This is a genomic window from Kitasatospora sp. MAP5-34, from assembly GCF_029894335.1.
GTDB lineage: Bacteria > Actinomycetota > Actinomycetes > Streptomycetales > Streptomycetaceae > Kitasatospora.
In genome coordinates this window covers 79,165-91,210 of sequence record NZ_JARXZC010000033.1, presented here as the reverse complement: position 1 = coordinate 91,210, position 12,046 = coordinate 79,165, and the positions used below count along the sequence as shown (strand labels likewise).

The window sequence follows — 12,046 nt, the reverse complement described above, 5'->3', positions numbered from 1 at the left end:
AGCGTAGAGAACTCCATGATCACGCGGACCCGTGCCCGCACTGCATCCACCCCACCCCATCGCTCAGCGGCAGCCGCCTATTGCCGGTCGGTCTTAGCCACACTCACCTGCCCTGATCCTCTTGACGGGTTCCGCAGCACCGACGGCCGGATCTCGTGGGAGTACAGGCGGTTGGTGGAGAGCGGCATGAAGAACACGGAGCCGGGGTAGAGAGTCACGGTGAACTGCGGGGGGAGCACAACGCCGTCGCGTTCTTCGACCGGCTCCTTGAGGCGGAAGTGGAGCTTGGTCAGCCCGCTGGCACTCTTCACGCCGTAGTCGAAGGCGTCCTCGGCCAGGGGCTGCAGTCTGTCGAGCCGGTCGTAGAAGGTGCAGAAGGCCATGATGCCGTTTGCGGGCATGTCCTTGGTCTTGTCAGCATGGGCTGAGATCCTGGCCTTGGACTGCTTGCGTTCGGGCGTGGCAAGGGTGTTGTGGTAGATCTGGGCGAGGACGTGATTGAGGGGCGCCTGGTTCCGGAAGACGGTGGCGGCCTCGCGGTTCAGGGCGTCGACGATGTGCGTGTCGGTCGGGCGGAAGCCCTCGGTCGGCCCCGAGAGGTTCGTGGAGCACCGGAGCAGGCGGAAATGCAATTCGTCGTCGTTCCGTGTGACGGGCGTCAGATAGATTCCGCTGCGATGAGCCGTGCCAGGCTTGGTGGACTCCGTCAGGGACTGGAACGCGTGCTCCGCACGGATACGCCCGAAGTGATCGGTGTCGAGCCCGAAGAAGCGGCGGTAGTACACGCCGGCGCCGTGCACGCGGACGGGCACTCGGCCGAGGTCGACGAGGGTCCAAGGCCGGTCGGCGTTCTCGCGGTGACCGTGTGACAGCTCCCGGACGACGAACACCCGGGCAGCCGCCTGCACTTGGCGGCTGGTGATCCCTGATGTGTCGCCGCACAGGTAGACGGTCTTCCTGGCGAGGTCGGGCGAGCCGGAAGCAAGGTCCTCCGGCGTGATCACGGACCCGAAGAAGTCCCTGAGCAGGTCGTTGCCCTGCAACATCGCAGGCGCGACCAAGAGGTTGCCCGCATCCTCGATGCAGGCTTCTGCCGGCTCTGTTGCGCGCATCAAACGGTACCTGCCATTCGCGGACCTCGGCGGACTGCTCAAAAGCCCTGATGATCTCACGTGGCCCGATATCGGGCAACGGTACCGTGATGTCGCGCATCGGTGGGGTGTGCCCGTCGGCGTTGGGCGTAGCCCTGTCCGGGCTGGCGTGTTGGGCAGGGCAGACGCTACCGGGTCCCTACCGTTTGGCCGTGATCTCGGTGTACACCGGGACGCTGAAGGCGTTGAGCAGGACGTTGGAGACCTTGGTGGACCAGCCGACGGTGCCGTTTCGGTACCACAGGGGGATGGCGGGCAGGTCGGTGACGAGGAGCTTCTCGGCGTTCTGGAAGTCGGCGACGGCCCTCTTCGGGTCGGCGTCGGCATTGGCCTTGTCGACCTGGGTGTCGAAGTTCGCGTTGCTGTAGTGGGAGATGTTCGCGGAGCCCCCGACGGTGTACAGGGGCTGGAGGAAGTCCTGGATGAGTGGGTAGTCCATCTGCCAGAAGGCGATGAACGCTCCGGTGGCCTGCTGGCCGGTGATCTGGTCCAGGTACTCGGCGAAGGTGCCGACCGGACTGCCGGTGCACGCGCTGGTGGAACCGAGGGTGTTGTTGATGCTGTTGCAGACGGCGTCGACCCACGGTTTGTTGGGCTGGTCGGCGTTGTAGCTGATGGTCAGTTGGCCGCCGGGGATGCCACCGCCTTGCTGGATGAGCGAGCGGGCCTTGTCCGCGTTGAGCAGACAGACGTCGCCGCACAGGCCGGTCTGATAGCCGCCGGCGGAGCCGAGGACAGGAGAGGTGAAGTCGGTGGCGGGGGTTCGGGTGTTGTGGAAGATGGCCTTGGTGATGGTGGGCCGGTCGATGGCCATGGAGATGCCCTGGCGGACCAGTTTGGCCGCGTCGGTGTTCCACTCCGGGCGGTAGAGGGGGAAGTTGAGGGTGTCGATGATGCCGGCGGGCTGGTTGAGGTAGCGGCCGTCGAGGTCGCTTGCGGCGGTCTTCAGCGCGCTGGTGGGCAGGTTGTTGTCGACGTCGAGGTTGGCGGCTTGCAGGTCGGCGTAGGCGGCGTTGGGGTCGGTGTAGACCTTGAGGTCCACGCCGCCGTTCCTGGGCTTGTCGGTGCCGTTGTAGCCGGTGTTGGGCCGAAGCCGCATCTGCTTGGTGCGTTGCCAACTGTCGATGACGTACGGGCCGTTGCCGATCGGCTTGTCCAGGTAGGCGGCGTGGTTGGCGAAGAAGGCTCTGGGCAGCGGGTAGTAGGCGACATAGCCGAGGGTCTGCGGCCAGGTGGAGAACCTCTGGGTCAGGGCGACGGTGAATGTGGTGCCGTCGACGACCTTGAGGCCGGACATGCTCTGGGCTGTGGGCGTACCGGAGGTGGGGGCGACGTTGCCGTAGCCCTGGATGTAGGAGTAGAAGCTGCTGTTGACCTGCTTGTTGGTGGCGAGCGCTCCGTAGTTCCAGGCGTCCACGTACGAGCCAGCCGTCACGGGAGTGCCGTCGCTGAAGGTCCAGCCCGGTTTGAGTTTGACGGTCCAGTTCTGCTGGTCCGGGGAGGTGATCGACTCGGCCATCGCATTGCGGGCCTGGGCGGTCTTCGGGTCGTACGCCACCAGGCCGGTGAAGATCATGTTGAGGGCGGCGACGCCATTGACCTCGTTGGTGTTCGCTGGTTCCAGCGGGTTCTGCGGGTCCGCCCATGTCGCCCGTACGATGCCCCCGCCCCCGCCCGTGCCGGTGTCGCCGGCGCAGCCGGTGGCGATCACGGCCATAGATGCCGCGGCGATCACGGCCAAGCGCACTCGGGTGGCTGCGGGCACGGGCGATCCTCCTCGTCGGCCACACCATTACATCCGCTGAGCGGCGGGGTGGACGCGCGGCGCGCGGGCTGCCCAGCCGGATGGGCGACGAAGCCGGCCCGCCTGCGGCTCGAGCTCTATCCGCGGGGACGGCGCCGGCCCGGATTTGGTCGAGCTGTCCTCACACCACGTGGATCACGTTGCCGGGGCCCGAGGTGTTCGTGGCAACCGAGCTGGGCCGTTTCGAGCATCGGCGGCCCGTCCGGCGGTACCGGAGATGTGGCCGTAAGGTGACACCCTGTTCGACGGGCCGAGGGGTACCACCAGCGCTTCGGCCTGGTCCACGTCGACTTCGAGACCCAGGTGCGCACGCCGAAGGCCTCCTATGCGTGCCACCGGGGCGGTCTCGCCGTCGGTGAAGCGGCCGTACGGCGTCGGCTACGACGCTCCGCAGGTGGCCAGTGCGGTTCGCGCCAGTGCGCGCAGCCAGGTGTGGGCGCGGTCGGTGTCGTAGCGCTGATGCCACGACAGGTACACCGGCGCCGAGGGGAGTTCCAGCGGCAGGGGGAGCACGACCAGACCGAGGCCGGCGGCCGCGGTGCGTGTGGTGATTTCGGGGACGCTGATCAGGAGATCGGAGCCGCGCGCGAACTCCAGCGCGGCCGCTTCCGTGGGCGCGGCCGCCACCACCCGGCGGGTGAGGCCGAGCCGAGCCAGGGCGTCGTCGACGGCGTTGCTGAGGTTTCCACGTCGCGAGATGGTGACGTGTTCGGCGGCGGCGTACCGCTCTGTGGTGACGGTTCGGGCGCGGGTGAGGGGGTGCCCCTGCCTCACGACGGCGACGAGGCGGGTCTCGCCCACCTTCTCGGCGCGGATGTCGGGTGCGCTCGGACGGTTGGCGTTCGCCTCCAGATCGACCTCACCACGCCGCAACTCGGGGGTGTCGACGCTCGATTCCGCGACGAAGCGCAATCGCACGCCCGGCGCCTGTCTGCGTACGGCCGCGAGCAGCGTGGGGCCACTCATGGCGACCAGGGAATCGTGCCAGCGGAGCGTGAAGGTGCGTTCCAGCGTTGCCGGATCGAGTTCACGGCTCGGGGCCAGCACGCCCCGGACCTGGTGCAGCAGTTCGTGCACCTGCTCCCGGACGGCGATCGCATAGGGCGTCGGGGTCATGGTGCGGCCGGTGCGCACCAGGATCTGGTCCCCGGTCGTACGCCGGATCCGGCCCAGACTCCGGCTCATCGCGGGGGCGGTGACGTGCAGTCGTGCGGCCGCCCCGGCCACGCTGCCCTCCTCGAGCAGCGCGTCGAGCGCGGTGAGCAGATTCAAATCCAATTGCATGGGAGTAATCCCAGCCGTGCTTGACATGCATTTGATGTTAATGGAGGGGGTGGATAGCGTCGTCACCAGGGCGCAGGACGGAACGCGAGTCCTGGCCCGAAATCCTCTTCAACGCCCCTTTCTCAGACGGGAGTTCCACCATGTCCGAAACGCTTCGGGCCACTGACGTCACCGGCTCCGACGCCGGCCTGCTCGACCGGACCGCGGCCGCCGTGCGTGAGGCCGGTTCGGCACTGCGCGAGCGGTACGGCGAGGTGGTCCCCTACCGGACCCGCGAAGACCTGATGAGCGCGCTCGCCGCCAACGACGACACGGCCCTCGGCATCCTGCGTCCCCGCCTCACGAGCCTGCGCCCGGACGCCGGCTGGGTGGAGGACGAGCTGGACGGCGGGGCGCTGCCGCCCGGCGAGTGGTGGGTCGTGGATCCGGCCGAAGGCAACGTCAACCACCTGCACGCCCTGCCGGAGTGGGCGGTGACCGCCACCCTCGTGCGCGACAACCAGCCGGTCCTCACCGTGGTCCACCTGCCGTTGACCGGCGAGACCTACACCGCGCTCACCGGCGCGGGCGCCCACCTCGACGGCCGGCCGCTGAACGTCTCCCGGACCGCGGACCTCGGCCTGAGCATCGTGGCCACCAGCCAGGCCCGGCCGGATGAGGACGAGAAGGTCGTGCGGCGCGTCGGCTCCTCGATCACCGCGATGCTCTTCGACGCGCTCGTCGTCCGCGTCGCCGTACCCGCGACCCTGCACCTGCTGAACGTGGCCGCTGGCCGGCTCGACGCCTTCTGGCAGTTCGCCGGCGCCCGAGCGGACCTGCTGCCCGGCGCGCTCCTCGTCACCGAGGCCGGCGGACGGATCTCCGACGCCAAGGGCCGCCCCTGGACCCCGCAGAGCGAAAGCTTCCTGGCCGCCGCGCCCGGCGTCCACGCCGAGGCCGTCGCCACGCTTTCACGCTGACTCTGCACCACAACCCGCACACACGGAAGGACCAGATCATCATGACCACGATCGCCGTTCTCGGAAACGGCCGCGTCGGCGGCAACCTGGCCACCGCCCTCACCCGGGCCGGACATGAGGTGACCGTGGCGGACCGCGCGCCGGGCGCCGCCGCCGACGCCGCCCGAACAGCCCGGATCGTCATCAATGCCACCCCGGGCGCCGGCTCCCTGGACCGGCTCGCCGCCCTGCGCGACGAACTGCGCGACAAGATCCTCGTCGACGTCTCCAACGCCACCGTCGACGGACCGGACGGACTGCCCGCCGACCTGATCTACCCCGGCTCGAGCCTCGCCGAGCAACTCCAGGAAGCGCTCCCCGAAACACACGTCGTCAAGACGCTCAACACCATGCTCTTCCCGGTGATGACCGCGCCGGCCACGCTCACCCAGACGCCCACGGTGTTCGTCTCCGGCGAGGACCCCAGGGCCAAGCAGACCGTCCGCGAACTCCTCACCGACCTCGGCTGGCGCAAGGAGTGGATCACCGACCTCGGCGGGATCCGGACCGCCCGCGCCACGGAGGCTGCGATCCTGTTCGTACCCCACGTGATCCGCTCCAGCGGATTCGTCCCCTTCGCGATCTCGATCACCCGCTGAGCCCGGACCCAGCACACCACCCCCTGGCCGGCCCGCGTCCGCCCCGTCACGCTCGTGGTGGTCTCGGTACGGCGGTCGCATCCGAACGACTTGCCGTTCAGGTCGCGAGTGCCCAACCCTGGCCGGCGGCCTGTCGTAGCGCCTCGTGCGGATCCAGGCGGCGAGCGGCAGAGACCGCGGTGCCTTCAGTCAGAGCCCGAGGCCACTCCGGGACCGAGATGCGATGGCCTTCGTCGGCCCCAACTGTGCTAACAGGTAGAGTGATTGATGTTGGAGAATCGACTCCTAGGTAGGATGACAGGGTGTTCGACCGGCTGAGGGCTTCAGCCAGCGCTTCGGCCTGGTCCACGTCGACTCCGAGACCCAGCGGCGCACCCCGAAGGCGTCGTACGCCTGGTGCCGCGACCTGATTGCCGCCCACCGAGCCTGCCAGGCAAGGTAGTTGAGCCCTGCGGTGAAGCGGCGCCGGTGAGGTTCACACCGCCGCGCCGGCACAGCTGATCAGGTGCCGAGCTCTGCATGCCGACCTGGCGAACCACCCGTCCGAACCGCTGCTCGCCGATACTGTCCAGGCCGCCTTCGAAGGCTTCAGCGACGATCTGAACGCCGGATGCAGGGAGGGCGGCATTTCGGCCGCAGCACCTCCAGGCCGGCGGTTTCCAGGCCGTCACACAGCAATCGCGCCTCGCGCCTCGCGCCTCGCGCCTCGCACCTCGCACCTCGCACCTCGCGCATCGCGTGGCGCCGTCCGGGTGAACCACCCCTTGCCGTGGGTCCCGTCGCCCCCGCCGGGTGGCCATTCGTATGCGAATCTCAGATCGCGAGCGATCAGGCACGAGTGTGAGGTGGCAGTGGATGACAGACACCGGCAAGGCCCTCGGGCGGACTCTGCTCGACCTGGAGGCGACGATCGTTCAGCCCCCGGGGGCGCCACCGAGCGAGCTCGCCGGCCCGATCGCGCAGGAGTACTTCACCACCCTCGACCAGTGCCGTGGTAAGCAGTACGACGCTGTGGTGGTCGGCGCGGGCGCCGTCGGCAGCACTGTGGTTCACCGGCTGCTGGAGCGCGGCTTCCGGGTGCTGCTGCTGGAGAAGGGCCCCTTCCTGCTGCCGGAGCACGTCCAGAACATCGATCCGGTCTACCAGCCACTGATGAACCGGGCGGTGGCCACCCCGTGGGACATCGTCCCCAAGGACGGGTACGGGCTGGCGCCGCAGATCCCGTACGTCGGCGGGCGCGCACTGTTCTGGAGCACCTGGATCCCGCAGCCCACCCGTGAGCAGATGCCCGACTGGCCGCAGGACGTGTTCGACGCGCTCCGGCCCTACTGGCGGCCCGCCCACGAGTTCCTCGGCTCGGTCGAACCGTCCGACATGGGGCCCGAGTTCGACACCTTCCACCCCCATCTGGTGCGCGAGCTGTTCGACGGTCTGCCCGATCTCCCCGGGTTCATCGACTACTCGCGCCTGCGGGACCTCGAGCAGCCGCTCGCCTCCCGGGCCACCCGCTCCACCCTGGGCTACCGCAAGTTCAGCCCCGCGCCGGTGGTCCTGGCGGACGCCCGCCGGTACTCCTACACCTCCCGCAACGGCTCGGCCCGGCTCTCGGTCGTCCCCGACTGCCTGGTGGAGCGCATCGAACACAAGGCCGGGCGTGACGGCGGACGGGTCGCGACCGGCCTGGTGACCTCCCAGGGCGCCTACGACCTGAAGGGCGTGCCGCTGGTCCTGGCGAACGGCGTGATCGAGCCGACCGGTCTGCTGATGTACTCCTTCGGCGACGCGCTGAGCGAGCTGGCCGGCAAGAACCTCGGCGGCCACGTCGCCGACTGGTTCACCATGCGGGTGCCCCGCGACGCCTACCGCGACCTGCCCGACCGGCTGCAGATCTCCTGCACCTACCTGGAAGGCACCCACCGTCCGAACGGCTCCCCGGCCGACACCCGCGACTTCCACATCCACCTCATGGGCGCGTCCAACCCGCGCCCCGACGACTCCGTCGCCGACCTGTACCGGCTGATCCCCGACTCCTTCGACCAGGACTTCCTGGCCCAGCTCAGCACGCCGGACCACGTCGGTTTCCTGGTGCACTGCCTCGGCGAGTGGCGCGGCGAACGGTCCGTGCACGCCGCCTCCCACGTCAGCGTCAACCCCGAGGGCGTCCCCCAGGTCAGGATCGACCCGAACAAGGCCGACAAGGCGCTGGCCGAGGCCATGGACGAGTCCGCCCGGGCCCTGGTCGGCCTGCTCGCCCGTGGGCACACCCCGCAGTACTGGGACGCCGACCAGCAGAAATGGACCGACCGCATCCCGCCCGGCCGCGAGAAGAAACTGCTGGTCCACGAGTCCGGAACGCTCTGGATGGGGGAGGGCCCGGAGGACTCGGTCACCGACCACCTCGGCCGCCCGCACGGCGTCCAAGGGGTGCACGTCGCGGGTGCGGCGATCTTCCCCAGCAGCGGCTCGTGGAATCCGACTCTGACCGCCGTCGCCCTCGGGCTGTGGCTGGCCGACCGCCTGCCGAAGGAGGCCGCCCGATGACCACCGGAGTCCCGCTGACCCCCACCGCGCTGGCGAGCGCAGCGATGCCCGAGGCGCCGCCGCCCGCCCTGCCCGACCGCGACGTCGAGCGCTTCGTCGAGCTGTCCGTCGCGCTCACCGGCTTTGACGCCTTCGACCTCCACGGCACCGGGATGGCCCGGTTCTACCTGCGCACCGTCCTCGACCAGATCGGCGACCAGCCGTACCACGACTTCGAGACGGCCCTGGAGCAGGCCGGGCTCGACCCCGAGAAGCTCCAGGGGGAGGTGGCCCAGGACCTCGCCCGGGCCATCGCCCACCTCTGGTACCTGGGGGTGTGGCCGCCGCTCTCGGCGACCGTCCACGCGGAGCTGCGCCGCCAGGTCGCCAACACCGGGTTCACGGCCTCGCCCGAGGCGTACGTCCAGGGCCTGGTGTGGTCGGCCTTCCACGGCCACCCGCAGGGTGCCAAGGCACCCGGCTTCGGCACCTGGGCGGCCCCACCGCCGGGCGCACCGGAGCTCCCACCACCGGGCCGGCACCGCCGGCAGGCAGGAGACGGACGATGACCCGTGCACGTGAGGTCGACGGCCACCGCTACGACGTGATCGTGGTCGGCGCCGGGATGGCCGGCACGCTGGTCGCCAAGCGGCTCGGCGACCAGGGCTGGCGCGTCCTGGTCCTGGAAGCCGGTACCAAGACGCTCAACACCTGGCCCGGCCACCTCGACGCGATGAACACCTTCTACTCCTCGCTGATCAAGGTGCCGAACGCCCCCTACCGCGCCAACACCGCCGCGCCCTCGCCATCCGTCCTGGACACCCTGCCGGCCAAGGACGGCCATGGCTACCGGTCCGTCGGCTACCTCGTCCAGGACGGCCCGCTGCCGTACGGCACCGACTACCTGCGGGCCGACGGCGGCACGGGCATGCACTGGCTCGGCCTGACGCCACGGATGCTCCCGCAGGACTTCAAGGTCAGGACGGAGTTCGGTTACGGCCGCGACTGGCCGATCGGCTACGACGACCTCCAGCACTACTACTGCGAGGCCGAACGCGAGATCGGCGTCGCGGGCGACACCGCCGAACAGGCCGAGGCCATCGGGCTGCCGTTCCCCGAGGGCTACGTCTTCCCGATGCACGAGATCCCCAGCAGCTACCTCGACCGGGTGCTGGCCCGCGAGTTGGACGGAAAGAGCGTCCTCGACCGCTACACCCAGCAGCAGGTGGAGCTCCAGGTCGTCAACACCCCGCACGGACGCAACTCCACCCCCAACCAGGCGTACGACGGCGGTCGCGGCTTCCGGCCGGAGAGCGCCGCCGGGCTGCCCAACTACGGTGAACGCTGCGTCGGCAACTCCTCCTGCACGCCGATCTGCCCGGTCCAGGCGAAGTACAACCCGCTGAAGACCCAGGAGCGGTGGAACAGGAAGGTCACCCTGGTCGACCGCGCCGTGGTGAGCCGGGTGCTGGTCGCCGACAACGGCCGGATCACCGGCGTCGAGTACCAGGCGTACGACGACCCGGGCACGCCGGTCGCCACCACGCACACCGTCGAGGCCGACATCGTGGTGGTGGCCGCCCACGCGATCGAGACCGCCCGGCTGCTGCTCGCCTCCGAGGTCGCCAACAGCAGCGACCAGGTCGGGCGCAACCTGATGGACCATCCGGTGATGCTGACCTGGGGCCTGATGCCGGGCCAGATCGGCCCCTTCCGAGGACCGGGCTCCACCTCGGGCTTCGAGAAGTTCCGGATGGGCGACAGTCGGAAGAAGCACGCCCCCTGGCGGCTGGTGATCGCGAACTGGGGCTGGACCTGGGCCGCCGGCTCGCCCGGCAGCGACGTCGCCGACCTGCTGGGCATTCCCGACTCCCCGTTCAAGCCGCGCGGGAAGGCCGTGTACGGCAACCAGTTGCGCGAGCGCCTCGGTGACCGGATCGGCCGTCAGGTCGCGTTCCAGTTCGAACTGGAACAGGATGCCCAGCCCGGCAACCGCGTCACCATCGACCCGCGCTACCGCGACGCGCTGGGCAACTGCCGGCCCATCCTCAACTACGACCTGTCCGATCACGTCAAGAAGGGCATGCGGGCGGCCCTGGACGTCTCCCACCAGATCTTCCAGCTGCTCGGCGCCGACGAGCGCACCGCCTACCCGTCGGACGCGCCCAGCTACTTCCAGTACGACGGCGCGGGGTACACCTTCCAGGGCGCCGGGCACGGCTGCGGCACCCATGTCATGGGCGACCACCGGCACAACTCCGTGGTCGACCAGTGGCAGCGGTCCTGGGACCACGCCAACCTCTACCTGGTCGGCTGCGGCAGCATGCCCTCGATCGGCACCTCCAACCCCTCGCTCACGATGGCCGCGCTCGCTCTGCGCAGCGTCGAGAAGATCCATCACGACCTGATGGACCTGCACCGGCCGCTCGTCCTGCGACCGACGCCGGTCCCCGGCTACGCCCAACCGAGGGAGGCCTGACCGTGACTACCCGCGACCTGCTCACCGGGCTCACCGGATTCACCGACATCGAGGCGCCGCTCGCCGAGCTCGAGCAGCCGCCGTTCGAGATCCCGAGGACCGTCCCGAAGCTCCGCCACTTCCTCCAGGCGGCGCTGGCCCTGGAGTTCCTCACCATCCCGCCGTACCTCACCGCGATGTACACCATCAGACCCGAGGCCAACCGGGAGGCCTGGTACGCGCTCCGCGCGGTCGTGATGGAGGAGATGCTCCACATGACCCTGGTCGCCAACATGCTCAACGCGGTCGGCGGCAAACCCGTGGTGGCCGACCCCGAATTCGTCACGGACTACCCCGCCAAGCTTCCGTACGCCAGGGAGCGGGTGCCGATCGCGCTGCGCAACTTCGGGCGGGAGGCGGTCAAGACGGGTCTGTGGATCGAGCGGCCCGAGCGGATGGAGGACCTGCCCGGCACGGGTGAGGAGCCGGACCCACGGGGCTGGACGTCCATCGGCCAGTTCTACGCCACCATCCGAGAGGGCCTGGTCCGGCTGGCCGAGCGGCATCCGGACCTGTTCAGTGGAGACCTCGCGCACCAGATCGGCCCGGAGGACTTCTACAACTCCGGCGGCATGGCCTTCCCGGTGACCGACCTGGCTTCGGCACTCAAGGCGATCGAGGTCATCGCCGAGCAGGGCGAGGGCGTCCCCGGGTCCATCTACAACCCGGACGAGCGGCTCTTCGGTCAAGCCCGCGAAGTGGCCCACTACTTCCGGTTCATGGAGATCTACGAGGAGCGCCGGTACGGCCCGCTCGACACCCCGGCCTCCGGGCCGACCGGTCCGGCCATGCCCGTCGACTGGGCGGCGGCCTACCGGATCGACCCCGAGGCCAAGGTCTCCGACTACCCGAAGGGCAGCCAAGTCCGCGCTGCGGCGGAGCAGTTCAACCTGGTCTACGCCCGGCTGCTCCTGCTGCTGGACCGGTCCTTCAACGGCGAGCCCAAGCAGCTTCAGGCCGCCGTCCCGGTGATGCTTGAACTCCGCGACCTGGCCTGGCAGTTGTACGCCAATCCGCATCCGGACCCGGCCAAGGCCGCCCGTGGCGTCCACGCCAGCGCCACCTTCGAGATCACCCGGGCGGAACTGACCGCAGCAGCGGCCGAACTCGACGCCGGCGTCGGCGCGGCAGCCCTGCTGGCCGCTCTGTCCTGACCACCCACCACCTGAGGA

At 69.5% G+C, this 12,046-nt stretch carries 9 protein-coding genes and 2 pseudogenes; 8 read left to right on the top strand and 3 right to left on the bottom strand.

The genetic code is table 11. The features are described 5' to 3' along the window. Positions 1–77 precede the first annotated feature (77 nt). Together P3T29_RS24235 and P3T29_RS24230 are read right to left on the bottom strand one after the other, a co-directional pair. Complete coding sequence (locus tag P3T29_RS24235) at positions 78–1,112, bottom strand: hypothetical protein (RefSeq protein ID WP_280718722.1); 1,035 nt, start codon at positions 1,110–1,112, stop codon at positions 78–80. 178 nt (positions 1,113–1,290) lie between these two features. Further along, on the bottom strand, positions 1,291–2,868 hold the full coding sequence (locus P3T29_RS24230; protein WP_280718721.1) for an ABC transporter substrate-binding protein: 1,578 nt from the start codon (positions 2,866–2,868) through the stop codon (positions 1,291–1,293). A gap of 336 nt (positions 2,869–3,204) precedes the next feature. On the opposite strand from P3T29_RS24230, the pseudogene P3T29_RS24225 reads away from it, so the two are divergent. Continuing rightward, positions 3,205–3,294, top strand: a pseudogene (locus P3T29_RS24225) (family 1 glycosylhydrolase); the annotation flags it as partial. A 39-nt stretch (positions 3,295–3,333) separates the two neighbouring features. Here the strand turns inward: P3T29_RS24225 and P3T29_RS24220 are convergent. Beyond that, on the bottom strand, positions 3,334–4,239 hold the full coding sequence (locus P3T29_RS24220; protein WP_280718720.1) for a LysR family transcriptional regulator: 906 nt from the start codon (positions 4,237–4,239) through the stop codon (positions 3,334–3,336). Between the two features lie 140 nt (positions 4,240–4,379). Here P3T29_RS24220 and P3T29_RS24215 point away from each other — a divergent pair, with 140 nt between their 5' ends. The 7 genes and pseudogenes from P3T29_RS24215 (at position 4,380) to P3T29_RS24185 (ending at position 12,028) form a co-directional block, all read left to right on the top strand. Then, a complete protein-coding gene (locus P3T29_RS24215) occupies positions 4,380–5,198 on the top strand; it encodes a 3'(2'),5'-bisphosphate nucleotidase CysQ (protein ID WP_280718719.1) in 819 nt (272 codons plus the stop codon). Positions 5,199–5,239: 41 nt separating this feature from the next. Then, on the top strand, positions 5,240–5,836 hold the full coding sequence (locus P3T29_RS24210) for an NAD(P)-binding domain-containing protein (protein WP_280718718.1): 597 nt from the start codon (positions 5,240–5,242) through the stop codon (positions 5,834–5,836). A gap of 313 nt (positions 5,837–6,149) precedes the next feature. Then, a pseudogene (locus P3T29_RS24205) lies at positions 6,150–6,278 on the top strand (family 1 glycosylhydrolase); the annotation flags it as partial. 413 nt (positions 6,279–6,691) lie between these two features. Then, positions 6,692–8,377, top strand: coding sequence for a GMC oxidoreductase (locus P3T29_RS24200; RefSeq protein WP_280718717.1), 1,686 nt, complete (start codon positions 6,692–6,694; stop codon positions 8,375–8,377). Next, a complete protein-coding gene (locus P3T29_RS24195; protein ID WP_280718716.1) occupies positions 8,374–8,925 on the top strand; it encodes a hypothetical protein in 552 nt (183 codons plus the stop codon). The genes P3T29_RS24200 and P3T29_RS24195 overlap by 4 nt, the downstream gene beginning before the upstream one ends. Then, complete coding sequence (locus tag P3T29_RS24190; protein WP_280718715.1) at positions 8,922–10,835, top strand: GMC family oxidoreductase; 1,914 nt, start codon at positions 8,922–8,924, stop codon at positions 10,833–10,835. Before P3T29_RS24195 ends, P3T29_RS24190 begins: the two co-directional genes overlap by 4 nt. Positions 10,836–10,837: 2 nt before the next feature. Further along, the gene (locus tag P3T29_RS24185) at positions 10,838–12,028 is read left to right on the top strand and encodes a ferritin-like protein (protein ID WP_280718714.1); all 1,191 of its coding nucleotides are present in this window, start codon (positions 10,838–10,840) and stop codon (positions 12,026–12,028) included. The last annotated feature ends 18 nt before the right edge of the window (positions 12,029–12,046 follow it).